The following is a 22399-nucleotide window of genomic DNA, read 5'->3' as shown; positions in this document are numbered from 1 at the left end:
GTCGACCCCATGAAAGCGACTTCCCTGCGCGGAGCCCTTCTCGCGGCCTTCGCCTGCACCCTCGTGGGCGCCTCGTTCACAGCGAACAGCGTCCTCGGAGACTTTCCGTACGCGGGCGGCCAGGCACTGCGGTACGGCCTGGCCGCGCTGCTGCTCCTGCCGCTCCTGCGCTCGGGCGGCGGCCCCGCGCCCTCGGCGGTCCTGAAGACGCTCACCCGCAGGCATTGGGGTCGGCTGGGGGCACTCGCGGCCATCGGAATGGTCGGCTTCAACCTGGCGGTACTGGCCGCGGAACGCACCGCGGAACCGGCGGTGCCTGGAGTGCTCGTCGGCTGCGCGCCGATCGTCGTCGGCGTTCTGGTGCCCGTCCTGGAAGGGCGCCGGCCGGCCCGGGCCGTCCTGTGCGCGGCGGGACTCGTGGCGGTCGGCGCGTTCACCGTCCAGGGCTGGGGCCGGACCGACCTGGCGGGTCTCCTCTACTCGGTGGGCGCGTTGGGCGGCGAGGTCGGTTTCGCCGTCCTCGCCGTACCCGTGCTGCGCCCCCTCGGACCGAAGCTGCTCTCGGCGGTGGTGTGCGCCGTGGCGGCCGTGGAATCCGCGTTGCTCGGCGTGCTCTTCGACGTCCTGTCCGGCGGGGGAGGCCTTCTGCGGGTGCCCACCACGGGGGAGGCACTGGCGTTGCTGTGGCAGGCGGCCGTGGTCACCGTCATCGGCTTCGTGTGCTGGTACAGCGGTATGCGGCGCATCGGGGCCGAGCGTGCCACGCTCTTCTCCGGGCTGATCCCCGTATCGGCCGCGCTGACCGCGCCGCTGGTCGGCACGGGGACGTACGGCCCGGGGCAGGGCGTGGGAAGCCTTCTGGTGGGTCTCGGGGTGGTCCTGGGCTCAGGTGTGCTGGGGCCGGGTGCCGGCGGCAGACGAGACGCCGTGTCAGTAGTGACTACCGTGGGGTAGCACCCAGTTCAAGGCGCGAGCGCGTTTCCCGCTGGACACCCCCAGGCCCGTCGGCTGGGATGGGCAAGTGACTGCCGAGACCGTGACCGAACTCTTCGAAGAACACCGGCCCTTCCTCACCGGGGTCGCCTATCGCATGCTCGGCCGCGTCGCCGACGCGGAGGACGTGGTGCAGGAGGCGTGGCTGCGCTGGTCGTCGGCGGACCGGGAGGACGTGCGGGAGCCGAGGGCCTATCTCGTGCGGATCACGACCCGTCTGTCCATCGACCGGCTGCGCCATCTGCACTCCCGGCGGGAGGCGTACGTCGGACCATGGCTGCCCGAACCGGTGGTCACCGAATTCGGCCCGGCCGTGCCCGACTCGGCGGAGCGCGCGGTGCTCGCCGACTCCGTGTCACTGGCCGTACTGGTCGTCCTCGAAACCCTCTCCCCGCTGGAACGCGCGGTCTTCGTCCTGCGCGAGGCCTTCGGCTTCCCGTACGCGGAGATCGGCGCGGCCCTCGACCGGTCCGAGGCCGCGGTACGACAGCTCGCCGGCCGTGCCAAGCTCCACGTGGAGGAGCGCAAACCGCGCTACGACGTGGACCCTGCCGTGCGGCGCGATCTCACCGAGCGCTTCCTCGCCGCAGCTTCGGGCGGGGACCTGGAGCGGCTGCTCGCACTGTTGGCGCCCGACGTGCGCCTGGTCGGTGACAGCGGGGGCAAGGCGAAGGCGCCGCGGCGGATCATCGAGACCGCCGACAAGGTCGGCCGCTTCCTCCTCGCCGTGGGCAAGGAATGGCCGGCCGGCACGCAGGTCGGGATCGTCGAGCTCAACGGCGGCCCCGCCCTGGTGTTCAGCGTCGACGGGAAGGTGGACACCGTCTTCCAGACCGAGGTCGCCGACGGAGCGATCCGATGCGTCTACGTCATCCGCAACCCGGACAAGCTGGCCGGCGTGCGCCCGGCTTGAGGCTCTTCCGTTCGGATCACCTTCGGACCACCCCGGGCCCCCTCCCGGGGTGATCCGTTCCCGGGTGATCCGTTCCCCGGGTGATCCGTGTAGCCGTGGCTCACGGCGGCACGAACGTCCCGTGAACGCTCTGCGGCAGCACGCCGTTCCGCTGGGTGACGGGGCGAGGATTGGTCTTGACCAAGGTGGTTCGCCGTCCTAAGGTCTGAACGATAAGGCAGGAACCTTTAATAAATAACGTCGGGGAAAACAAGCCACCGGGCGGATGCGGAGGACAGGGTGGGGACCACGCAGCTGGAATCGGTGCAGGAGCCGAAGTACTGGCACCTCAAGACCGTGCTCAGTGAGGCGCTCGACTCGGACTTCGCGGTGGGTGAGGTACTGCCCAACGAGCGGGACCTCGCGGCGCGTTTCGGTGTCGCCAGGGCCACGCTCCGCCAGGCGCTGGAGCAGCTGGAGCTCGAAGGGCGGCTTCAGCGACGGCGCGGTGTGGGCACGACCGTCGCCCCGCCCCGGGTCAAGGTGGCCGTCGCCACCGCACAGCACGGCTGGCTGAGCAGCGACCCTGACGAGGCATGGCAGCCCCTCGACTGCGCCATGGACCCCGTTCCCGCCTCGGTCGCCGTGCTGCTGGGCGTGGAAGCCGACGAGCCCGTGCATGTGGTGCGCCGTATCCGTGTCGCCCAGGGGCAGGCCGTGGCGGCCGAGCTGCTGTACGTACCGACGGCGTCCGTGCCCGAACTCTCCGCCATCGAAGCGCCGTCCGGGTCTGTCCGGGCGCGGAGCGTCCTGCGGGAACTGCACCGCCTCGACCTCGACGGCCAGGACCGCTCGGTCGAACTCGGCTCGGCGCGGGCGGACGACGCCAGGGAGCTCGATCGGCTGCCCGGCGCACCGGTCCTCGTGGTCACCACCCGGTATCTCGCCGCCGCCGGCACGGCAGCGGTTTCCGTCGCCACGTACAGGGCGGACACCTGCCGGCTCACCTTCGGGGAGTCAGGTGCGTTGGAGATCAGCCACGAGGAGCAGGAGCGCAAGGCCTCCTGACGGCCTCCTGACGCTGCGGGCTCGTAACATCCATGGGCTCGCGCGGCCCTGCCTCCGGCCCGTCGCTCTCAGCGGCGGGCCGTCACCGTCCCCTCCACGGCGAAGAGTTGCTCCTCCACGTGGTCCAGCGCCAGTCGCAGCGCGCCGGTGGCGACGGCCGCCTCGCCGAGGAGCGACAGGGTCACCCGGGGCGGCCGCAGACAGTAGCGGGCGAGCTCGTCGCGGAGCGGGTCGAGGACACCGTCAAGACCGGCGGCCCACCCGCCGATCACCACGAGCTCCGGATCGAGCGCCAGCACCAGAGCCGCGACATCGTGCACCAGCCGCTGTATGAACCGCGCGACGGCGGCCTGCGCCCCGGCGTCGCCGAGCCTGGCCTTGGCGAAGACCTCGGCGACGGCCTGCTCGTCCAGAGGGTCCAGAGGGGTGTCCGTCGTGGAGAGCAGATGCTCCGGAGTGACATCACGGCCGAGAAGATGCAGTGCCCCGATCTCCCCGGCGGCCCCGCCGAACCCACGGTGCAGGCGCCCTCCGATGAGTGACCCGGCACCGGGGCTCAAGCCCGCCAGAACGAAGACGATGTCGTCGGACTCCGTCGCCGCGCCCTTCCAGTGTTCGGCCACGGCCGCCGCGTTGGCGTCGTTCTCCACCAGGACGGGGCACCGGAAGGAACGCCGCAGCCTTTCGCCGAGCGCGAGACCGGTCCAGCCCGGCAGCGCCGTGCCCAGCCGCACGGTGCCATCCGCCTCCACGATGCCGGGACTGCCCACGCCCACCGCGCGCAAGCTGCTGCGCTGCACCCCGGTGCGCCGCAGCACATCGGCGATCATGCCTCTGACCTGGTCGAGTCTGTCGTCCGCGCACGCCGTCTCGGAGACGTCCCGCGATCCTGCGCCGACGATACGGCCGTCGAGCCCGGACAGCAGGGCGGATATCCGGTGCGGGCCGATCTCGATGCCCAGCAGGTGCCCGGCCTCCGCACGGAACCTGAAACGCCGCGCGGGCCGGCCCTGGCGCCTGGCCCCGCTCTCGTCGGGCAGGGCCTCCACCACCAGTCCGGCCGCGAAGAGCCCTTCGACGACGCCTTCGACCGTGGGACGCGACAGGCCTGTGATCCGGGTCAGGTCCGTGAGCGTGGGCGAATCCGCCCCGCGCAGAGCGTGCAGCACCACTGCGGAATTGATCCTCCGCAGCAGGGACGGGTCCCCACCGGTCAGCCGGCTCACCGTGTGTCCTCCCAGGTCGTGCCCATGTCTGCCGGATCGTACTCGCTGACCCCGACCTCGGCGACCAGCAGGCACGGAGAGCCAACCGGAACCGCTCCCGGCCGCCTGTCACGCGCCTCTGCCACCGCATGTCAGCGTGGAGACACGAAGCCGGACTCGTAGGCCGCGATCACCGCCTGTGTGCGATCCCTGGCACCCAACTTCGCGAGGACCGCACTGACATGTGTCTTCACGGTCTCCACTCCCACGATCAGCTCGGCGGCGATCTCCGCGTTGGACCGGCCCCGTGCCATCAGGCGTAGCACTGCCGCTTCGCGCTCGGTGAGCGCTGCCCGGTCCATGGCGTCGCGCGCCCTGCTTGTGCCATAGTCCGCGGCGAGCTGCCGGACCGCGGCGGGAAACAGCAGCGACTCGCCCTCGGCCACGAGCCTCACCGCGTGAACGATCTCCGCGGGCCGTGCTCGCTTGAGCAGGAAACCGTCCGCCCCCGCGCGCAGCGCCTCATACACGTACTCGTCGTTCTCGAAGGTGGTCACCATCAGGATCTTCGGTGGATCGGCAACGGTGCGCAGCACCGCCCGAGTCGCCTCGATGCCGTCCATCAGGGGCATGCGCACATCCATGGCCACGACATCGGGCCGAAGCCGGCTGACGAGTGGGATCACGGCCGCACCGTCGGCCGCCTCGCCCACCACCTCGATGTCGCCCTGCGCTTCCAGGACCGCGCGGAGCCCTGCGCGCACCAGGGGTTCGTCGTCGACCAGAAGTACGGTAACCGGCATCCGGTCAGCGTATGCGGTCCAGCGGAAGGGTCGCGCGCACGAGCCATTCCCCTTCGTGCGGGCCGGTTCGGGCCTTGCCCCCCAGCAGAGCGGCCCGCTCCCGTATGCCTCGCAGCCCGCTGCCGCTTCCCGGGCCGCGGGTCGATGCCCCGAGTGGATTGGCCACCTCCAGCTCCAGCCTCTCCTTCGCCACAGAGATCCTCACCCGTACGGGAACGGCGCCGGCGTGACGCAGCACATTGGTGAGCGACTCCTGCAGAATCCGGTAGCCCTCGCGTGACACAGGGCCGGGGACCAGGCCCAACGGCCCGGTCATCTCCACGTCCATCTTCACGCCGGAGCCGCGTGCCGAGTCCAGCAGCCGGTCGGCCTCGGCCAAGGTGGGGTGCGCCCCTACGGGAAGGTCCGATTCCCTCAGCACGCGCAGGACTCGCTCCAGATCGTCCAACGCGTGCCGGCCCGTCTCCTCGATGGCGGCCAGTGCGCGCGCGGTGAACTCCGGACTGCCCGCTGTCCGGGCGGCGCCCGCCTGTACCACCGCGACCGTCAGCGCATGCCCGATCGAATCATGGAGCTCACGCGCTATCCGATTACGCTCCAGCAACTGCTCGGTGCGCTCCTCAAGGGCGGTCATCCGCTCGGTCGGCGACGGCCCCAGCAGCCCGCGGGCCGCTGCCGTGGCCACTTCACCGCACAGGACGATCCATCCGAGAAGTACGAGGATCGGCAGGGGCGCGAGCAGCGCGCACAGCCACCGCACTTCGAGGAGGCCGGTCAGCCACCCCAGGCTCGGGTCCGCACCAGCCGAGGTCCGGATGAGGTCGAGCGTCGTGACAGGCAGCCAGACGGTGGCGAAGCCCGCCGCGGCTGTGAGGAGCAGCCTGACCTCCAGCCATGCCACGGTGCGCCAGCGGTCCGCCCACGTGGCCGCAGGCGCGGCGGATATCGAGGGGTCGGCCCGGCCGCGTTCCCCGGGTGTGAGGAGGAACCGCGCCTGTGCACCTTCGACTAGGCGGACCGTGGGCAGCAGGCCGATCGGAATCGCGAAGACGAACGGCATAGGCACCCACGCGGTGTCGAGGGCGATGAACATCCACACACTGACAACAGCGGCCGGAATGAGCAGATGCAGCCAGCGGCTGTACGTGACGGGCGCGGTCAGCGGCCCGAGGAAGTGGCGCATGCCGCCATCGTCTCAGCGCAGGGGCACGGACGGCTCCCCCGAGCGAGGGAGCCGAACCACCCTGACGGGGGAGGACCCCAACGGTGGCCGGGAGCCAGGCTTGGGTCATGACCAGCATCGACGTCGACGAACTGACCAAGGACTACGGGCCCACGAGGGCCGTGGACCGGCTCACGTTCAGTGTGAGACCCGGTCGCGTGACGGGCTTTCTCGGTCCCAACGGCGCGGGAAAGTCCACCACCATGAGACTCGTCCTCGGCCTGGACAGGCCCACAGCCGGCACCGCCACCGTCGGCGGGCACCCGTACGCCACATTGGGAGCCCCGTTGCACAGGGTCGGGGCCCTGCTCGATCCGCAGGCGGCTCATGGCTCACGCACGGCGCGTGACCACCTGCTCGCTCTCGCGGTGAGTAACGGTATAGCTGGCCGCAGGGCCGACGAGGTCCTGGAGGAGACCGGCCTCGTGGCGGTCGCCGGGCGGAGGATCAAGACGTTCTCGCTCGGGATGCGGCAACGCCTCGGAATCGCGGCGGTGCTGCTGGGGGAGCCGGATGTGGTGATGCTCGACGAACCGTCGAACGGGCTGGATCCGGAAGGCATCATCTGGATCCGTGAGCTCATGCGAGGCATGGCACGGGAGGGGCGTACCGTCCTGGTCTCCAGCCATCTGATGAACGAGACCTCGTCATTCGCCGACCACCTGATCGTCCTCGGCCGAGGACGGCTCCTCGCCGATCTGCCGATGCGGGAGTTCCTCGACTCCCGCGGTCGGCCCGGCGTCCGGCTGCGTACTTCCGAAGACCCCCGGCTCCGCGAGGCCTTGATCCGCAAGGGGTACCTGCCGGTGCGGGAGGACGACGGGCGCTGGACAGTCGACGGAGCCAAAGCGGAGGAGATCGGCGCGGCAGCCGCAGCCGAAGGGATCCCCCTGCTCGAACTCACCGACCTGCAGACCACCCTGGAGGAGGCCTATCTCCATCTCACTGCCGACGCGTCAGAGTTCGCAGCGGCCGCATCGCTCACGGCACAGGAGGCCTGACCATCGTGACCACCTCGACGAAGGCCGTGCTGCACTCCGAATGGATCAAGATCAGATCAGTGCGGTCCACTCTGTTCTCACTCATAGCGGTGTTCGCCGGGACGCTTGCCGTTACGGTGCTCGTGTTCGCCACCGTGGGCCGGGCGGAGGCGGACAACGCCGACCACGACCTGCTGTTCTCCGCCTTCTACGCGCTGAACTTCGGGCAGATCGCGGCGATCAGCTTCGGGGCGACGGCCCTGTCCTCGGAATTCCTGAACGGAGCTCTGCGTCTGTCCCTCTCGGCCGTCCCTCGACGAGGCCTTCTCTACGCCGCGAAGATATCGGTGATCGGTGGACTTGCCCTCGCCATCGGGATGGTCACCAGCTTCGCCGCGTTTCTGGTGGGGCAGCTGTTCATGGGTGAGTACGCGATCGGTCTGGGGGACCCTGGTGCGCTGCGCGCCTCGTTCGGCGGCGGAGTCTATCTCGCGCTGATCGCCCTGCTCGCCGCAGGTCTTACGACGGTGCTGCGCAGCGCCGTCGCCGTGCTCAGTACGCTCATTCCCTTCCTGCTGATCGTTTCCTTCGTCCTCGGAGACGTCGCCGGGGACATCGGCCGGTATCTGCCCGATCAGGCAGGGCAGCTGGTGCTCCACCAGAATCCGGAGGGAAGTCTCGGTCCCTGGGCAGGCCTGGCGGTCACCGCCGCATGGGCCGGTGCCGCGCTGGTCGCCGGCTGGTGGACCCTGCGGACGAGAGACGCCTGAAGGAGAGTGAGGGCGCGCCGCGGCTCGGGAGCCGAGGCGGAAGGGGCCGGTTTCCGGCATCCGAGGCGGGCAGGGAGACCCGGCGGCCTTCATATGTCAGTGGGAGACGGTTTACTGACGGTATGACCACCGCACATCACCTCCGCCTCATCGACGGGATGCGCACCGAGGACTTTCCCTCGGAGCGGGTTCCGACGGGCTCGGGAAGCAGCGGGCCTGGCTACCACACAGCGCTCCTCCTCGGCGAGGACGACCACGGGGAGGGGGACGAGGCGGATCGGCTCGAAGTCCGGGCGCAGTGCCTGGCGGAGCATGACGCCTTGCTCTCGCTGCTCACGCTGCGCTGGGGTGAACCGCAGAGGGTCAGCCTCTGGAGCGCACAGGAGCGGATGATGGCGGGGGAGGTGATAGCCGAACCCTGGGCCGACCCCGTCGCGAGTTGCGAACATCTCCCGCTCTGGTGGGCGGAAGACCGGTGGATCGCCGTTGTGCTCTACCTGGAGGAGGGTGGGCCCGGCTGCGAGTTGGGCGTACTGGTCACCGTGGTCGACCCGCCCTGAGCCTGGCGGGTCTGCCGAGTCTCCGGGGCGCTGTCCTGGTCGGCCGCCGCCAGCAGACGGGCGTACTCGTCCGCCATGGTGCTCACGGTCCAATGGGCGTTCAGGCCACTCGGGTTGGGCAGCGCCCAGACGTGGGCACCGCCGATGGTCCGCTCCTGCGGGCCGATCCGGGCATGGCGCTCGCCGAAGGCCGTGCGATAGGCGGTGACTCCGACGACGGCCAGCCACAACGGGCCCAGCTCTTCCACCTTGGCCGACAGGACCCGTCCGCCCGCACGGAATTCCTCCGGGTCCAGCTCGTCGGCCCGGGCCGTGGCTCTGGCCACCACGTTGGTGATGCCCAGTCCGTAGCCCGGAAGCTGATCCTGTTCCGAGGGCTTCAGCTGCCGGGGTGTGAAGCCCGACCGGTGGAGCACCGGCCAGAAGCGGTTGCCGGGATGGGCGAAATGGTGGCCCGTGGCGGCAGTCATGAGGCTCGGGTTGATTCCGCAGAACAGCACACGCAGACCGCCCGCGACCACGTCGGGTACGACGCGATCGCGGGCAGCGAGGAGCTCTTCGGGTGTCATCCGGCGGTGGAGAGGGCCGTCAGAGAATGGAGCCGGGGGTGTACGCGGCGGCTTCCGGGTGCTGCTTGGTGATCTCCTCGATCCGGGACACCAGGACGGCGATCTGGTCGCCGGCCGCGCCGGTGAAGGAGAGCTTGTCGGCCATCAGGGCGTCCAGCTCACCGCGGTCGAGCGGGATCCGGTCGTCGGCGGCCAGCTTGTCCAGCAGCTCGTTGCGCTCGGCGCCCTGTTCCCGCATGGCGAGGGCCGAGGCGACCGCGTTCTCCTTGATGGCCTCGTGCGCGACCTCGCGGCCCACACCGGCCCGCACCGCGCCCATCAGCACCTTGGTCGTGGCGAGGAAGGGGAGGTAACGGTCCAGCTCACGTGCAACGACTGCCGGGAAGGCGCCGAACTCGTCGAGCACGGTGAGGAAGGTCTCCAGCAGACCGTCGAACGCGAAGAAGGCGTCCGGCAGCGCGACCCGGCGGACCACGGAGCAGGACACGTCGCCCTCGTTCCACTGGTCGCCCGCCAGCTCGCCCGTCATCGACGCGTAGCCGCGAAGGATCACCATCAGGCCGTTGACCCGCTCGCAGGAGCGCGTGTTCATCTTGTGCGGCATCGCCGACGAGCCGACCTGGCCCGGCTTGAAGCCCTCGGTCACCAGCTCGTGTCCGGCCATCAGCCGGATGGTCTTGGCGACCGACGAGGGCGCGGCGGCCAGCTGCACCAGCGCGGTGACCACGTCGTAGTCGAGGGAGCGGGGGTAGACCTGGCCGACGGAGGTGAAGGCGTGTCCGAAGCCCAGGTGCTCGGCGACGCGCTGCTCCAGGTCGGCGAGCTTGCCCGCGTCACCGCCGAGCAGGTCCAGCATGTCCTGCGCTGTGCCGACCGGTCCCTTGATGCCGCGCAGCGGATAGCGGCCCAGCAGGTCCTCCAGCCGCCCGTACGCCACGAGCAGCTCGTCCGCTGCGGTGGCGAAGCGCTTGCCGAGCGTCGTCGCCTGCGCGGCGACGTTGTGCGAACGGCCCGCCATGACCAGCTCGCCGTACTCCGCCGCCTGTCGGCCCAGCCGCGCCAGGACCGCCACCGTGCGGTCGCGCATCAGCTCGAGCGAGAGCCGGATCTGCAACTGCTCGACGTTCTCGGTGAGGTCCCGGGAGGTCATGCCCTTGTGGACCTGCTCATGGCCGGCAAGCGCGTTGAACTCCTCGATCCGCGCCTTCACATCGTGCCGGGTCACCTTCTCGCGCTCGGCGATCGAGGCGAGGTCGACCTGGTCGATCACGCGCTCGTAGTCGGCCGGGGCAGCGTCGGGTACCTCGATCCCGAGGTCCTTCTGAGCGCGCAGCACCGCCAGCCACAGCTGACGTTCCAGCTTCACCTTCTGCTCGGGGGACCAGAGGACGGCCAGCTCCGTGGAGGCATAGCGGCCGGCCAGGACATTGGGGATGCGAGGCTTCGCAGACACAGCAGTCACGTGTCCGGAGTTTACCGGCCGTCCCTACGAGTTCCGAACCGTCGGCCTGATGTAGGAAGCTCCAGGTCAGACGTGATGCGTCAGTCCCGCAGCGACAGCCGCAGGGTGATCCGGTCGAACAGCTCGGTCAGCGGCTCACCGATGTCCCGCCCGAACTCGGTCAGTCCGTAGGTGACCTGGGGCGGCGTCGTCGGCGCGACCTCCCGCCGGACCAGACCGTCCTCGACCAGTGCGCGCAGGGTCTGGGCGAGCATCTTCTCGCTGATGCCATGGATGCTCTCGCGCAGCTCGTAGAACCGCAGGTCGCCGCCGCGCAAGGAGATCAGCACCCAGATGCCCCACCTGCTGGTCACATGGTCGACCACGTTGCGTGCGGGGCAGTCGGTGTGAAACACGTCATACCGCTTGCCTGTCACGACCGCTCTGTCCTGCACACCTTCTGTCATGTCATGAACTTACCCCGAGGTACGTCCTTACCAAAAGTAAGTCAGCGCTCCTAGCGTGGTGGCCACGGAAGACATACGGACGTCATTCACATTCCGACAGGAGCAGAACATGATCGTGGTGACCGGAGCTACCGGAAACATCGGCCGACCCTTGACGCAGGCGCTGACCGAGGCGGGACGGCAGGTGACTGCCGTGTCGCGGCACACCGCGACGGTGCCGAACGGGGCCCGCCACGTGGTGGCCGACCTGGCCGAGCCCGCCGGTCTCAAGCCCGCGCTGGACGGGGCGGACGCGTTGTTCCTGCTGCTGTCGGGCGACCTGCACGCCATTGGAGCCAACCCCGCCGACATCATCGCTGAAGCCGCGTCCGCCGGGGTCCGCCGGGTCGTCCTGCTCTCCACGCTCGGCGTGGTGACCAGGCCCTTCGGTACCACGCGGGTCGCGATGCGCGCACTGGAGGACACGCTGCGGGAGTCCGGCCTCGAATGGTCCATCCTGCGGCCTGGCGGCTTCGCCTCCAACGCCCTGTGGTGGGCCGATTCGGTCCGCGGGCAGCAGGTCGTGCACGCGCCCTTCGGCGACATCGGGGTGCCGATCATCGACCCGGCGGACATCGCGGCGGTCGCGGCGGCCTGCCTGCTGGACGACCAGCACAACGGCGGTGTGTACGAGCTGACGGGCCCCGAGGTGATCACTCCGCGCCAGCAGACCGAGGCCATCGCCGCCGCGCTGGGCTCGCCGGTGACGTTCCACGAGCTCACCCGCGACGAGGCCAAGGCCGCCATGGCCCGGAGCATGCCGGCGGAGCTCGCCGATGACACCCTGGACATCATCGGTTCGCCGACCCCGGCCGAACTGCACATCAGCCAGGACGTCCAGCGGGTCACCGGCCACGCCCCGCGGACCTTCGCCGACTGGGCCGTCCGCAACGCGGCCGCGTTCCGCCGGGGCTGAGACGTGGCTGTGGCGGGGCGGTCAGCCGTCCAGGCGGCGCCAGCCGGTCACCGGACCTGGCGCCGCCCCGTCCGCCGGAGTGATCCAGAACGCCTTGCCCAGCTCCGTGTCGAAGTGCGCGCCGGCCCGGCCGTCGCCGGACGAGCGACCGGTCAGCCGCCGTCCTATCCAGGGCATCAGATGCTGCCTGGCGAACCGGACGTCGTCGATCCGTCGCCGCGTCCACCGCGCGGGCGCGGACTCCGGCAGCGGGGTCCGCCAGTCGCTCTCGGCCGGCAGACCCAGCGTCTGCCAGACCGCCTCCGCTACCCGGCGATGGCCCTCGGCCGTCAGGTGAAGCCGGTCCACGTCCCACATCCGCGGGTCTCCCAGCGACGCCGCGCCGTACAGGTCGGTCACCCGTGCGCCGTGGCGCTCGGCCAGGTCACCGACCAGCGAGAACAGCTCCTCCATCCGCGGACGGAAGCGTTCCATCACGGGGCCGTTCCGGCCGGGGCTGCGCATCAGCACCAGGGTCTTGCACGATGGCGCGAGAAGCTCCACCGCCTCTTCAAGCCGACCGCGGACCATGCCCATGTCGCACTTCGGCCGCAGGGTGTCGTTGAGTCCGCCGACGAGCGTGATCACATCCGGTTGCAGTGCGGCGGCTACCGCGACCTGCTCGTCCACGATCTGGCCGATGAGCTTTCCCCGTACGGCGAGATTGGCGTACCGGAAGCCGGGCGTGCGGGCCGCGAGCCGGGAGGCGAGGACGTCGGCCCAGCCGCGGTAGGAACCGTCGGGCAGCAGGTCCGACATGCCCTCGGTGAAGGAGTCGCCGACCGCGACAAGACTGGTGTAGGAGGCATTCAGTTCCATGGCGCTGCCGATCGTACCGTGACAGGTCCCGCTGCCCGGGGGCGGCGGGACCTGTCGGAGGACCGGGCGTCAGCGGGTCCTGGGCCTGCCCACCAGTTCGCGCAGCACGTCCTCCATCGTGACCATGCCGGCCAGCCGGCCGTCCTCGTCCAGCACGGCCGCCAGGTGCGTACGGCTGCGGCGCAGCGCCGTCAGCACGTCGTCCAGCGGTGTCGCCGCACGCACCCGGGCGATCGGCCGCAGCGCCGACACGGGGAAGGGCACATCGCGCGGCATGGCGTCCAGGGCGTCCTTCACATGGAGGTACCCGATGATGCGCTGCTCGCTGTCTGTCACCGGGAAGCGCGAGAAGCCGGACTCGTGCGACAGCCGCTCCAGCTCCTCGGGGGTCGTGCCGACCCGGGTGTACAGCACCCGGTCGACCGGAAGGAGCACGTCCTTCACCGGACGGCGGCCCAGTTCCAGCGCGTGGCGCAGACGATCCGCCGAGCGGTCGTCGACGAGCCCGGAGTCCTCGGCGTCCTTGACGAGGCGTGCCAGTTCGTCGTCGGAGAAGGTCGCGGAGACCTCGTCCTTGGTCTCCACCCGCAGCAGCTTGAGCAGCGTGTTCGCGAAGGCGTTGATCGTGAAGATCACCGGCTTCAGGGCCCTGGCGAGCGTCACCAGGGGCGGTCCGAGCAGCAGAGCGGTGCGGGCCGGCTCGGCCAGCGCGATGTTCTTCGGCACCATCTCGCCCAGCAGCATGTGCAGATACGTCGCCGCCGTCAGCGCGAGGACGAACGAGATCGGGTGCACGAGTCCGTGCGGCACGCCCACTCCGTCGAAGACGGGCTCCAGCAGATGGGCGATGGCGGGCTCGGCGACGATACCCAGCACCAGTGTGCAGAGCGTGATGCCCAGCTGCGCCGCCGCGAGCAGCGCGGACACATGCTCCAGGCCCCAGATGACGCTGCGTGCCCTTCGGTCACCGGCCTCGGCCGCGGGCTCGATCTGACTGCGGCGTACGGAGATCAGAGCGAACTCCGCGCCGACGAAGAAGGCGTTGACGACCAGGGTCAGCAGACCGATGAAGAGCTGGACGGCGATCATCGGCCGTCCTCCGCCGGGTCGTCGGCACCCGGCAGCGGCGCGTGCAGCAGCGCACGCGCGGCGCGGTGTCCCGAGGCGTCGACCACGTCGATGCGCCACCCCGTGAGCTCGACGGAGTCACCGACGACCGGGATACGGCCGACCTCCGTGGCGATCAGGCCGGCCAGCGTCTCGTACGGCCCGTCCGGTACCCGCAGTCCGATCGTGCGGAGCTGGTCCGTGCGGGCCGCCCCGTCGGCCGACCACAGGGTGCGTCCGTCCGCGTCCTCGCCGGCGGCCGCCAGGTCGGGGGTCTCGTGCGGGTCGTGCTCGTCCCGCACCTCGCCGACGACTTCCTCCACGATGTCCTCCAGCGTCACGACTCCCGCCGTGCCGCCGTACTCGTCGATGACGACGGCCATGGCCAGCTTTCCGGAGAGCCGGTCCAGCAGGCGGTCCACGGTGAGCGTCTCGGGCACGAGCAGCGGTTCACGCAGCATGTCCGACACCCGCTTTCGGGGCCGCTGGTCCGCGGGAACGGCCAGTACGTCCTTGATGTGTGCGACGCCGACGACCGTGTCCAGGCTGCCCCGGTAGACGGGGAAGCGGGAGAGGCCGGTCGCCCGGGTGGCGTTCGCGACGTCCTCCGCCGTCGCCAGCACGTCGAGGGCGGTGACCTGGACCCGGGGGGTCATGACGTTCTCCGCGGTCAGTTCGGACAGGTTGAGGGTGCGTACGAAGAGTTCGGCGGTGTCCGCCTCCAGTGCGCCCTCCTTCGCGGAGTGGCGCGCGAGCGCGACCAGCTCCTGCGGACTGCGTGCCGAGGCGAGCTCCTCGGCCGGTTCGAGGCCGAAGCGGCGCACGATCCGGTTGGCGGTGTTGTTGAGGTGGCTGATGAAGGGCCGGAAGACCGCCGTGAACGCGCGCTGCGGCGTCGCGACCCTCCGGGCGACGGCGAGCGGGGAGGAGATCGCCCAGTTCTTCGGGACGAGTTCACCGACCACCATCAGCACCACGGTGGACAGCGCGGTGCCGATCACCAGGGCCAGCGAGGAGGACACACCGGGCGAGAGCCCGGTCGCCTCCACAGGTCCCCGGATGAGCTTGGAGATGGACGGCTCGGAGAGCATGCCCACGACCAGGTTGGTGACGGTGATGCCGAGCTGTGCGCCGGAGAGCTGATAGGTGAGGCTGCGTACGGCCTTGAGCGCTCCTGCCGCACCACGGTCACCTCGCTCGACGGCCCGTTCGAGATCGCCGCGCTCCACGGTGGTCAGGGAGAACTCGGCCGCCACGAAAGCGCCGCAGGCGAGGGCGAGCAACAGCGCCACGAGCAGCAGGAGCACTTCGGTCATCGGTTCACCTCCGTCCCATGATCGGGCAGGGGCAGAAGGTTCGCTCGATGTCGGCGGTATCTACTACTGGGGGGCTCGCCCATGGGCGGACGCTCACACCTTTCGAAAGGGTCGGACGGTCGAGGATCCATAGTAAAGGATCGGCAAAATTCGGGGTGTGGTGGGCGGATGTGGCGGACGGCGGGCACGCGGCCGTGCCGGGCGCGGTCACAGGGACTTGATCCAGCGCCGCCAGTGATTCTCCCGCAGGTAGCCGGCCGCGCCCCAGGCGTGATGGGCGCGCTCGTTGGACTCCAGGACCATGGCGTCCACCCGTCGCCCGCCCAGGGCGGCGAACCGTTGCTCCGCCGCGTCCAGCAGTGTGGTCGCGATGCCCTGCCTGCGGCAGGAGGGATGCACGGCGAGCCGGTAGGCGGAGCACCGCCAGCCGTCGAAGCCGGCTATGACGGTGCCGGTGATCCGGCCGTCGCGTTCCGCGAGGATCAGGGCCTCGGGGTCCCGCGCGATCAGTCTGGCCACTCCGTCGTGGTCGTCGGTGATGCTGGTGCCCTCCGCGGCCTCGGCCCAGAAGCGCAGCACGCTGTCGATGTCGGACGGGGTGGCGCAGCGGATGTCAAGATCGGTCATGACACGAGCCAATCAGAGCGCACGGGGAAACAGCGAACCTCTTTCGCCCCGCTGCTGCTGCGTCGTCCCGCCCCCCTTGCGGGTGCTAGCGCACGCGCGCTAGCGTGAGGGCGTGCCCAAGACTCAGCTGAACGTTCGTGTGGACGAGGCCACCGCCGAGGCGGCGCGACAGCGCGCGCTGCAGCGGGGGATGAGCGTGAACCGCTACATAGAGGAGCTGGTCAAACAGGATGCGGGCGAGGTGGGACACACCTTCGTCGAGGCCGCGGCCGACTTCATGAAGCAGTACGAGTCGGTGTTCGCCGAAGAGTTCGGCCCGGAGCGCGAAGGCACCCGTTGAACCTGCAGATCGACCTTTCGTGGCTGCTCATGGTCGCCGAACACAAGACGCCCGGTGACCCGCAGGTCGTCGACTGGGGCGCGCTCGTCGCCGCCGTCAGCCGGCATGAGGCGGAGATCTTCGGCAGCCCCGTCTACAGCGACCCCCACTCCAGGGCGGCCGCCCTGCTGCAGCTGCTTCTCCATGTGCCCGCGCTCGAACACTCCAACGCGATGTTCGCCTCCGCCGTCGCCTACGGCTATCTCGTCGCCTCAGGACTGAAGGTCGTCACCTCTCCCGAGCAGGTGCGCGACCTCGCCCGGCTGGTGAAGGAGGGCAAAGCCGACGTCCGGATCATCGCCGACGAGCTGCGCCGTTGGAGCCTGTGACCTGAGTCCCTCGGGCGGCCTCAGCCGCGCGGTCCACCACGACGGACCGCCGGGCCACCGGGCACACACGGGGAGCTAGGCTCAGCCGCTCCTGAGGTTCCCGCCGAGTTCCGGTGCCAGCCAGCCCGCCGCCCGCGTCCGGAAGACGGCGGGATCCAACGCACCCGCGTCGGCCGGCACCGCCCCGAGCAGCGGGACGCCCGCGGCGACCGGCAGGTCCTCGACGTTGCACCGTGAGGCCAGATCCGGATCGGCCGGCATACTCCCCACCACCACCCCCGGACACGTGAGGCCGCGGGTACGCAGCGCCTCCGTCGTCAGCGCGGTGGCGTTCAGGGTGCCAAGACCCGCAGGGGCCACCACCAGCACGGGAGCCGCCATCAGCCGCGCGGCGTCCGCGAGCGTGGCCCCCTGCCCGTCGTAGCGGACCAGCAGCCCGCCCGCGCCCTCGACCAGCACCAGGTCGTGCTCGGTCGCCAGCTTCTGGGCGGCCTCGGCGATCTCGTACGGGCGTACGGGGTCGAGACCTGCTCGGCGTGCCGCCGTCTCCGGTGCCAACGGCTCCGGGAAGCGGGCCAGTTCGACGGCGGTCACATGGGCGCCGGCCAGCCGTGCCACCTCGGCGGCGTCTCCGGCCTCCCCCGGCGCGAGACCGGTCTGTGCGGGCTTGAGTACCGCGACCCGACGGTCACGGAACGCGGCCGCCACCGCCGCGGTCACGATCGTCTTGCCGATCTCGGTGCCCGTCCCGGTCACCACGAGGACCGTCATCTCAGCCCTCCCTCGCCGCGGCGCACACGGCCCGGCAGATCCGTGCCACATCGTCGTCGCCCGTCACATACGGCGGCATCGTGTACACGAGGTCGCGGAACGGGCGCAGCCACACGCCCTCGCGGACCGCGGCCCGTGTCGCGGCCTCCATGTCCACCTCGTGATCCAGCTGTACGACGCCGATCGCGCCCAGCACCCGGACGTCCCGTACGCCCGGTACACCGGCGGCCTCCTCGAGACCCCGGCGCAGACCGTCGCCGATCCGCTTCACCTCCAGCTCCCAGTCCTGGCTCAGCAGGAGATCCACGGAGGCGCAGGCCACCGCAGAGGCGAGCGGATTGCCCATGAACGTAGGCCCGTGCGCCAGCACCGGCACATCGCCGCTCGAAATGCCCTCGGCCACCTCGGAGGTGCACAAGGTGGCCGCCAGTGTCAGATAGCCGCCGGTCAGGGCCTTGCCGACACACATGACATCGGGTGACACCCCGGCGTGGCCCGCCGCGAACAGCTGCCCGGTACGGCCGAACCCCGTGGCGATCTCGTCGAACACCAGCAGCACGTCGTTCGCGTCGCAGGCCTCGCGAAGCACCCGCAGATACGCGGGGGAGTGGAAGCGCATGCCGCCCGCCCCCTGGACCACGGGTTCCACGATCACCGCTGCCAGCTCGTGGGCGTGGGCGGCCACCAGCTCGCGCAGATGCGCCACGTACGCGTCGTCCGGCTCGGCGTCGAAGCCGTCCGGCGGGGCGTCCGCGAAGATCTGCCGGGGGAGGGAACCCGACCACAGCTCGTGCATCCCGCCCTCGGGATCGCACACCGACATCGGCTGCCAGGTGTCCCCGTGATACCCGCCGCGCCAGGTCATCAGCCGGTGCTTGGCGGGCCGCCCCGCCGAACGCCAGTACTGCAGACACATCTTGACCGCGACCTCGACGGAGACGGAACCCGAGTCGGCGAGGAAGACGTGCCGCAGCGGCTCCGGAGTGATCTCCACCAACCGGGTCGCCAGCCGTACGGCGGGCTCGTGCGTGAGCCCGCCGAACATCACATGGCTCATCCGGTCCAGCTGGCCACGGGCGGCCTCGTCGAGCACCGGATGGCTGTAGCCATGGACCGCCGACCACCAGGACGACATGCCGTCCACCAACTCACGATGACCGTGGGCGGGTTCGGCGAGCCGGAGGCGCACCCCCGACGCGGACTCCACGACCAGGGGCTCCTGCCGGCCCGGCATCGGACCGTAGGGATGCCAGACGTGGGCCCGGTCCAGGGCGAGGAGTTCGGCGGGGCGGAGCGGATCAGGCATTGGGCGTGAGGTCCGTCCCCGCTCCGCGACGGCGGACCGCCACCAGATCGGTGCGCGCCGCCTGCTCCGTACTCTCCGCCAGGACCTCGGACAGCTCCGGAGCGGCCTCGGCGGGCTCCCCGCACGGAGCGCAGCCGCCCTCGTGGGAACCGCAGCTGCCCGCGGGCGCCCGGTGCTCGGGCAGCGTCGTCGTGTCCGTGCCCTCCACCTCGAAACCGGCGTCAGCGATCATGTCGAGGTCGGACTGTCCCGACTGGCCCTCGGTGGTGAGGTAGTCACCCAGGAAGATCGAGTTGGCCAGGTTCAGGGCGAGTGGCTGCATCGAGCGCAGATGGACCTCGCGCCCGCCCGCGAGCCGCACCTCGACGTCCGGGCAGACGAACCTGACCATCGCCAGGATGCGCAGGCAGCGCTGAGGTGTGAGGTGCCACTCCTTGGCGAGCGGGGTCCCCTCGATCGGGATCAGGAAGTTCACCGGCACCGAGTCCGGGTCCAGCTCGCGCAGCGAGAACACGACGTCCACGAGATCGGCGTCGGTCTCGCCCATGCCCGCGATCAGCCCCGAGCACGCGGAGAGTCCGGCCGCCTGGGCCTGCTGCACGGTGTCCACCCGGTCGGCGTACGTGTGGGTGGTCGTGATCTCCCCGTACGTCCCCTCGGACGTGTTGAGGTTGTGGTTGTACGCGTCGGCGCCCGCTGACCTCAGCCGGTCGGCCTGGCCTTGCGACAGCAGGCCGAGGCACGCACACACCTCGACGTCCTCGTGCTGCCCCTTGATCGCCTCGATCGTCTGCGACACCCGGTCGACGTCCCGGTCCGTCGGCCCCCGGCCGCTCGCCACGAGACAGACGCGCTTCGCGCCACCGGCCACCCCGGCGGCGGCGGCCTGCGTCGCCTCGTCCGGTTTCAGCCAGGTGTACTTGAGGATCCCGGCCTTGGAGCCGAGCCGCTGCGAGCAGTACGAGCAGTCCTCGGGGCAGAGCCCGGACTTCAGATTCACCAGATAGTTGAGCTTGACGCGCCGGCCGAACCACTGGCGGCGCACCTTGCCGGCCGCGGCCACCACGTCGAGCAGGTCGTCGTCCGAGGTCGCCAGCACGGCGAGCGCTTCGTCACGGGTCGGCAGTTCGCGCCGCAGCCCCTTGTCCACCAGCGTATTCAGCAGGTCCATGGCGTAGATCCTTACGTACGGCACCACGATCGGCCAAGGAGGAACCGGACAGTAGGGGCGGCCGATGCTGTGTGTATTGCCACACCCTGGCCTGTTGCGCACCCGGTTAGGGTCTGTGAGCTGCCTACAAAAAAGGACCCGCTCATGTCCTACGCCCCGTTCGACTGGATCGACGACGAGGCCCGGCGCCGCGCCGACGCGGGGCTCGTACGGGCGCTGCGCCCCCGGCCCGCCGAGACGGAGCTGCTGGACCTCGCGAGCAACGACTACCTGGGGCTGAGCCGGAACCCCGAGGTCATCTCGGCCGCCGCCGACGCCGCACGGATCTGGGGCGCGGGTGCCACCGGCTCGCGGCTCGTCACCGGTTCCACCGCACTGCACGCCGAACTGGAGCGCGAGCTCGCCGACTTCTGCGGATTCGAGGCGGCCCTGGTGTTCTCCTCCGGCTACGCGGCCAACCTCGCCGCCCTCACGGCGCTCACCGGACACGACGGGCTGATCGTGTCCGACGCGGGCAACCACGCCTCGATCGTCGACGGCTGCCGGCTGGCCCGGGCCGCCACCGCCGTGGTCCCGCACGTGGACCCCGAGGCCGTGCGCAAGGTGCTCAGGACGCACGACGGACGGGCCCTTGCCGTGACCGACTCCGTCTTCTCGGTGGACGGCGACGCGGCCCCGCTGGCCCCACTCGCCGAGGTCTGCCGCGAAGCGGGCGCTGCCCTCCTGGTGGACGACGCGCACGGCCTGGGCGTCCTGGGTGAGGGAGGCCGGGGCGCGCTCGCGGCCGCCGGGCTCGCCGGCGGCGAGGGGATCGTCACCACGCTCACCCTCTCCAAGTCGCTCGGCAGCCAGGGCGGAGCGGTGCTCGGCCCCGCCCGGGTCATCCGTCATCTGGTCAACACGGCCCGTACGTTCATCTTCGACACCGGCCTCGCACCGGCGGCGGCCGGCGCGGCGCTCGGCGCCCTGCGTCTGCTGCGCCGCGAACCCGGACGCGCGGCGAGGGCCGGCGCGGTCGCCACCGAGCTGTACGGCAGGCTCACCGCGGCCGGGCTGACCGCCGTACGCCCCGACGCCGCCGTGGTGTCGGTCCGCGCGCCCTCGCCGGACTCGGCCGTGCGCTGGGCCGCCGACTGCCGCACGGCGGGTCTCTCGGTGGGATGCTTCCGGCCGCCGTCGGTGCCGGACGGGATCTCGCGGCTGAGGCTGACGGCCCGGGCCGACCTCACTCCGGATCAGGTCGAGAGGGCCGTGGACACGGTCGTGGCGACGGCGCCGGGTGCGGTCAGCTGACCGGTCGGCCGTGCAGCCCGGAGACGAAGGACGTCCACGCCGTCGCCGAGAAGCGTAGGGGTGGCAGGCCTACGTCCTTGGAGTCCCGTACGGCGAGCTGATCCTGTCCGAGCGGCGCGGTTTCCACGCAGTTGTTCATCCCGGTGCTGCGGCTGCTGCGCCGCCACCGGTGTGCGGGGTGTAAGAGACGGTCGGACATCGTGCCCCCCTCGGGCAGTCTGAAGGTTCCGTCAACCACCGCGTCCTGCCGCGGCGATGAGGTCCAGCGATCGCTCCGGCGACAGCGCGTGGGCCTGCATCGTGCGGAAGGCCGAGCTGTACGCCTCGAGGTCTTCTCCCCGCTCCAGATAGAGGCTACTCGTCAAATGGTCAAGAACGACCACATCTAGATCAGAAGTGTTCGGAAAGGAGAAGATTACGAAAGGCCCCGTGAGGCCGATATAGCTCCCGGCCTCGAACGGGAGTAATTGCAGCGTCACATGCGGAAGTTCCGCCGCCCGAGCCAGATGGCGCAATTGTTCCCCCATCACCCGGGGTCCGCCGACTCCCCGCCGTAACACCGCCTCGTCGAGTACGGCGCTGAGCCGCAGCGGCCGGGGTGCGTGCAGGACGCTCTGGCGGGCGAGTCTGACCTCCACCAGGGAGTCGAGCTGTGCGGGCGGCAGGCCGTCCAGCGTGGACCGGGTCACGGCGCGCGCGTAGTCGGCGGTCTGCAGGAGGCCGGGGACCACCGAGGTTTCGAGTGTGCGGGCGGCGTCGGCCTGGGACTCCAGGCTGATGAAGTCGCGGTACTGGGGCGGGATGAGGCCGCGATAGGCGTGCCACCAGCCGCTTCCGCCTCCACCGGCCGAGCCGGCGAGCGACTGGAGCAGTGAGCGCAACTGCCGGTCGTCCACGCCGTATGCGTCGAGCAGCCGGGTCACATCACCCGGTGTCACCCCGCTCGCGCCCGTCTCGATCCGGCTCACCTTCGACTGGTGCCAGCCCAGCATTCCGGCGGCGTCGCGGCTCGTGAGTCCGGAGGTGTGGCGCAGGCCGCGCAGTTCCTCCCCGAGCTTGCGACGGCGTACCGCGGGGCCGTTTCGCATGACGGCGTCCTCTCGTTGTACGAAGAGCCGCCCGCGCGGGCACGGCTCGGAAAGGGGCCAGTGTTACGTCCGTTAAGGGCTCGGGGGGCATAGTTCACCGTAATGAGCGACAGATATATGCACATCTTGGTGGATCGCCGTCATGGAGGGTGGCGCGGGTGGCAGTCTGGCGCGAAGCACAACCCAGGCCGGCCACGGGGCGGTCGGATCGGGAAAGGGACGGCGTCGC

Annotated in this window: 25 protein-coding genes; 10 read left to right on the top strand and 15 right to left on the bottom strand. The window is 70.5% G+C overall.

Annotated elements, in window-relative coordinates:
• Window positions 1-9: 9 nt before the first annotated feature.
• From AB0C75_RS17830 to AB0C75_RS17820, 3 genes are all read left to right on the top strand, one after another.
• Window positions 10-954, top strand: a complete 945-nt coding sequence (locus AB0C75_RS17830; protein ID WP_362891755.1) for a DMT family transporter — start codon at window positions 10-12, stop codon at window positions 952-954.
• A 67-nt stretch (window positions 955-1021) separates the two neighbouring features.
• On the top strand, window positions 1022-1906 hold the full coding sequence (locus AB0C75_RS17825; RefSeq protein ID WP_362891753.1) for an RNA polymerase sigma-70 factor: 885 nt from the start codon (window positions 1022-1024) through the stop codon (window positions 1904-1906).
• 279 nt (window positions 1907-2185) lie between these two features.
• Window positions 2186-2953 (top strand): GntR family transcriptional regulator, encoded by a 768-nt coding sequence (locus AB0C75_RS17820; protein ID WP_362891751.1) that lies wholly within the window; start codon window positions 2186-2188, stop codon window positions 2951-2953.
• Window positions 2954-3021: 68 nt separating this feature from the next.
• On the opposite strand, the gene AB0C75_RS17815 is transcribed toward AB0C75_RS17820, so the two are convergent.
• The 3 genes from AB0C75_RS17815 to AB0C75_RS17805 form a co-directional block, all read right to left on the bottom strand.
• Window positions 3022-4179, bottom strand: coding sequence for an ROK family transcriptional regulator (locus tag AB0C75_RS17815; protein ID WP_362891749.1), 1158 nt, complete (start codon window positions 4177-4179; stop codon window positions 3022-3024).
• 131 nt (window positions 4180-4310) lie between these two features.
• The gene (locus tag AB0C75_RS17810; protein ID WP_362891747.1) at window positions 4311-4961 is read right to left on the bottom strand and encodes a response regulator transcription factor; all 651 of its coding nucleotides are present in this window, start codon (window positions 4959-4961) and stop codon (window positions 4311-4313) included.
• A 4-nt stretch (window positions 4962-4965) separates the two neighbouring features.
• The gene (locus tag AB0C75_RS17805) at window positions 4966-6144 is read right to left on the bottom strand and encodes a histidine kinase (RefSeq protein WP_362891745.1); all 1179 of its coding nucleotides are present in this window, start codon (window positions 6142-6144) and stop codon (window positions 4966-4968) included.
• A 107-nt stretch (window positions 6145-6251) separates the two neighbouring features.
• Here AB0C75_RS17805 and AB0C75_RS17800 point away from each other — a divergent pair, with 107 nt between their 5' ends.
• The 3 genes from AB0C75_RS17800 to AB0C75_RS17790 all read left to right on the top strand — a co-directional run bounded on the left by AB0C75_RS17800 (window position 6252) and on the right by AB0C75_RS17790 (window position 8493).
• Window positions 6252-7184, top strand: coding sequence for an ATP-binding cassette domain-containing protein (locus tag AB0C75_RS17800; RefSeq protein WP_362891743.1), 933 nt, complete (start codon window positions 6252-6254; stop codon window positions 7182-7184).
• A 5-nt stretch (window positions 7185-7189) separates the two neighbouring features.
• The gene (locus AB0C75_RS17795; protein WP_362891741.1) at window positions 7190-7933 is read left to right on the top strand and encodes an ABC transporter permease; all 744 of its coding nucleotides are present in this window, start codon (window positions 7190-7192) and stop codon (window positions 7931-7933) included.
• A 122-nt stretch (window positions 7934-8055) separates the two neighbouring features.
• Window positions 8056-8493, top strand: coding sequence for a hypothetical protein (locus tag AB0C75_RS17790; RefSeq protein ID WP_362891739.1), 438 nt, complete (start codon window positions 8056-8058; stop codon window positions 8491-8493).
• Here the strand turns inward: AB0C75_RS17790 and mug are convergent.
• From mug to AB0C75_RS17775, 3 genes are all read right to left on the bottom strand, one after another.
• The gene (mug, locus tag AB0C75_RS17785) at window positions 8427-9062 is read right to left on the bottom strand and encodes a G/U mismatch-specific DNA glycosylase (RefSeq protein WP_362891737.1); all 636 of its coding nucleotides are present in this window, start codon (window positions 9060-9062) and stop codon (window positions 8427-8429) included. The two genes, AB0C75_RS17790 and mug, sit on opposite strands and share 67 nt — an antisense overlap.
• Window positions 9063-9081: 19 nt before the next feature.
• The gene (gene purB, locus AB0C75_RS17780) at window positions 9082-10524 is read right to left on the bottom strand and encodes an adenylosuccinate lyase (protein ID WP_362891735.1); all 1443 of its coding nucleotides are present in this window, start codon (window positions 10522-10524) and stop codon (window positions 9082-9084) included.
• Window positions 10525-10604: 80 nt separating this feature from the next.
• A complete protein-coding gene (locus AB0C75_RS17775; protein ID WP_362891733.1) occupies window positions 10605-10970 on the bottom strand; it encodes a helix-turn-helix domain-containing protein in 366 nt (121 codons plus the stop codon).
• A 109-nt stretch (window positions 10971-11079) separates the two neighbouring features.
• On the opposite strand from AB0C75_RS17775, the gene AB0C75_RS17770 reads away from it, so the two are divergent.
• Window positions 11080-11925: an NAD(P)H-binding protein gene (locus tag AB0C75_RS17770; protein WP_362891731.1), complete on the top strand. Its 846-nt coding sequence runs from the start codon at window positions 11080-11082 to the stop codon at window positions 11923-11925.
• Window positions 11926-11946: 21 nt separating this feature from the next.
• On the opposite strand, the gene AB0C75_RS17765 is transcribed toward AB0C75_RS17770, so the two are convergent.
• From AB0C75_RS17765 to AB0C75_RS17750, 4 genes are all read right to left on the bottom strand, one after another.
• Entirely contained in the window at window positions 11947-12783 is an 837-nt protein-coding gene (locus tag AB0C75_RS17765) for an SGNH/GDSL hydrolase family protein (RefSeq protein ID WP_362891729.1), read from the bottom strand.
• A gap of 69 nt (window positions 12784-12852) precedes the next feature.
• Window positions 12853-13872 carry a hemolysin family protein gene (locus AB0C75_RS17760; protein WP_362891727.1) on the bottom strand — a complete coding sequence of 340 codons (1020 nt, stop codon included), beginning with the start codon at window positions 13870-13872 and terminating at the stop codon, window positions 12853-12855.
• The gene (locus tag AB0C75_RS17755) at window positions 13869-15206 is read right to left on the bottom strand and encodes a hemolysin family protein (RefSeq protein ID WP_362891725.1); all 1338 of its coding nucleotides are present in this window, start codon (window positions 15204-15206) and stop codon (window positions 13869-13871) included. The genes AB0C75_RS17760 and AB0C75_RS17755 overlap by 4 nt, the downstream gene beginning before the upstream one ends.
• A gap of 207 nt (window positions 15207-15413) precedes the next feature.
• Window positions 15414-15833, bottom strand: coding sequence for a GNAT family N-acetyltransferase (locus tag AB0C75_RS17750; RefSeq protein WP_362891723.1), 420 nt, complete (start codon window positions 15831-15833; stop codon window positions 15414-15416).
• 112 nt (window positions 15834-15945) lie between these two features.
• Between AB0C75_RS17750 and AB0C75_RS17745 the strand changes: the two genes are divergently transcribed.
• The gene (locus AB0C75_RS17745) at window positions 15946-16173 is read left to right on the top strand and encodes a hypothetical protein (protein ID WP_014157595.1); all 228 of its coding nucleotides are present in this window, start codon (window positions 15946-15948) and stop codon (window positions 16171-16173) included.
• Window positions 16170-16541 (top strand): fic family toxin-antitoxin system, toxin component, encoded by a 372-nt coding sequence (locus tag AB0C75_RS17740; RefSeq protein ID WP_362891721.1) that lies wholly within the window; start codon window positions 16170-16172, stop codon window positions 16539-16541. Before AB0C75_RS17745 ends, AB0C75_RS17740 begins: the two co-directional genes overlap by 4 nt.
• Before the next feature lie 81 nt (window positions 16542-16622).
• Here the strand turns inward: AB0C75_RS17740 and bioD are convergent, their stop codons facing one another.
• From bioD to bioB, 3 genes are read right to left on the bottom strand one after another with little or no spacing between them, the layout of a single operon-like run.
• Entirely contained in the window at window positions 16623-17312 is a 690-nt protein-coding gene (gene bioD, locus AB0C75_RS17735) for a dethiobiotin synthase (protein ID WP_362891719.1), read from the bottom strand.
• Between the two features lies 1 nt (window position 17313).
• A complete protein-coding gene (locus AB0C75_RS17730; RefSeq protein WP_362891717.1) occupies window positions 17314-18618 on the bottom strand; it encodes an adenosylmethionine--8-amino-7-oxononanoate transaminase in 1305 nt (434 codons plus the stop codon).
• Window positions 18611-19789 (bottom strand): biotin synthase BioB, encoded by a 1179-nt coding sequence (bioB, locus tag AB0C75_RS17725; RefSeq protein ID WP_362891715.1) that lies wholly within the window; start codon window positions 19787-19789, stop codon window positions 18611-18613. The genes AB0C75_RS17730 and bioB overlap by 8 nt, the downstream gene beginning before the upstream one ends.
• A 144-nt stretch (window positions 19790-19933) precedes the next feature.
• Between bioB and AB0C75_RS17720 the strand changes: the two genes are divergently transcribed.
• Window positions 19934-21082: an 8-amino-7-oxononanoate synthase gene (locus tag AB0C75_RS17720; RefSeq protein WP_362891713.1), complete on the top strand. Its 1149-nt coding sequence runs from the start codon at window positions 19934-19936 to the stop codon at window positions 21080-21082.
• On the opposite strand, the gene AB0C75_RS17715 is transcribed toward AB0C75_RS17720, so the two are convergent.
• Window positions 21075-21281 carry a DUF397 domain-containing protein gene (locus AB0C75_RS17715; RefSeq protein ID WP_362891712.1) on the bottom strand — a complete coding sequence of 69 codons (207 nt, stop codon included), beginning with the start codon at window positions 21279-21281 and terminating at the stop codon, window positions 21075-21077. The genes AB0C75_RS17720 and AB0C75_RS17715 overlap by 8 nt on opposite strands.
• A 31-nt stretch (window positions 21282-21312) precedes the next feature.
• The gene (locus tag AB0C75_RS17710; protein ID WP_362891711.1) at window positions 21313-22170 is read right to left on the bottom strand and encodes a helix-turn-helix transcriptional regulator; all 858 of its coding nucleotides are present in this window, start codon (window positions 22168-22170) and stop codon (window positions 21313-21315) included.
• Window positions 22171-22399: the final 229 nt, after the last annotated feature.

The organism is Streptomyces sp. NPDC048565, assembly GCF_040650935.1.
Classification (GTDB): domain Bacteria; phylum Actinomycetota; class Actinomycetes; order Streptomycetales; family Streptomycetaceae; genus Streptomyces.
The sequence above is the reverse complement of the archived record's forward strand: the minus strand, read 5'-3'. Positions and strand labels throughout refer to the sequence as shown.

Coding starts and splice junctions, on each gene's coding strand:
- AB0C75_RS17830 (WP_362891755.1), top strand. CDS start 10: ATGAAAGCGACTTCCCTGCGCGGAGCCCTTCTCGCGGCCTTCGCCTGC.
- AB0C75_RS17810 (WP_362891747.1), bottom strand. CDS start 4,961: ATGCCGGTTACCGTACTTCTGGTCGACGACGAACCCCTGGTGCGCGCA.
- AB0C75_RS17805 (WP_362891745.1), bottom strand. CDS start 6,144: ATGCGCCACTTCCTCGGGCCGCTGACCGCGCCCGTCACGTACAGCCGC.
- AB0C75_RS17800 (WP_362891743.1), top strand. CDS start 6,252: ATGACCAGCATCGACGTCGACGAACTGACCAAGGACTACGGGCCCACG.
- AB0C75_RS17790 (WP_362891739.1), top strand. CDS start 8,056: ATGACCACCGCACATCACCTCCGCCTCATCGACGGGATGCGCACCGAG.
- mug (WP_362891737.1), bottom strand. CDS start 9,062: ATGACACCCGAAGAGCTCCTCGCTGCCCGCGATCGCGTCGTACCCGAC.
- AB0C75_RS17775 (WP_362891733.1), bottom strand. CDS start 10,970: ATGACAGAAGGTGTGCAGGACAGAGCGGTCGTGACAGGCAAGCGGTAT.
- AB0C75_RS17770 (WP_362891731.1), top strand. CDS start 11,080: ATGATCGTGGTGACCGGAGCTACCGGAAACATCGGCCGACCCTTGACG.
- AB0C75_RS17765 (WP_362891729.1), bottom strand. CDS start 12,783: ATGGAACTGAATGCCTCCTACACCAGTCTTGTCGCGGTCGGCGACTCC.
- AB0C75_RS17760 (WP_362891727.1), bottom strand. CDS start 13,872: ATGATCGCCGTCCAGCTCTTCATCGGTCTGCTGACCCTGGTCGTCAAC.
- AB0C75_RS17755 (WP_362891725.1), bottom strand. CDS start 15,206: ATGACCGAAGTGCTCCTGCTGCTCGTGGCGCTGTTGCTCGCCCTCGCC.
- AB0C75_RS17750 (WP_362891723.1), bottom strand. CDS start 15,833: ATGACCGATCTTGACATCCGCTGCGCCACCCCGTCCGACATCGACAGC.
- bioD (WP_362891719.1), bottom strand. CDS start 17,312: ATGACGGTCCTCGTGGTGACCGGGACGGGCACCGAGATCGGCAAGACG.
- AB0C75_RS17730 (WP_362891717.1), bottom strand. CDS start 18,618: ATGCCTGATCCGCTCCGCCCCGCCGAACTCCTCGCCCTGGACCGGGCC.
- bioB (WP_362891715.1), bottom strand. CDS start 19,789: ATGGACCTGCTGAATACGCTGGTGGACAAGGGGCTGCGGCGCGAACTG.
- AB0C75_RS17720 (WP_362891713.1), top strand. CDS start 19,934: ATGTCCTACGCCCCGTTCGACTGGATCGACGACGAGGCCCGGCGCCGC.
- AB0C75_RS17715 (WP_362891712.1), bottom strand. CDS start 21,281: ATGTCCGACCGTCTCTTACACCCCGCACACCGGTGGCGGCGCAGCAGC.
- AB0C75_RS17710 (WP_362891711.1), bottom strand. CDS start 22,170: ATGCGAAACGGCCCCGCGGTACGCCGTCGCAAGCTCGGGGAGGAACTG.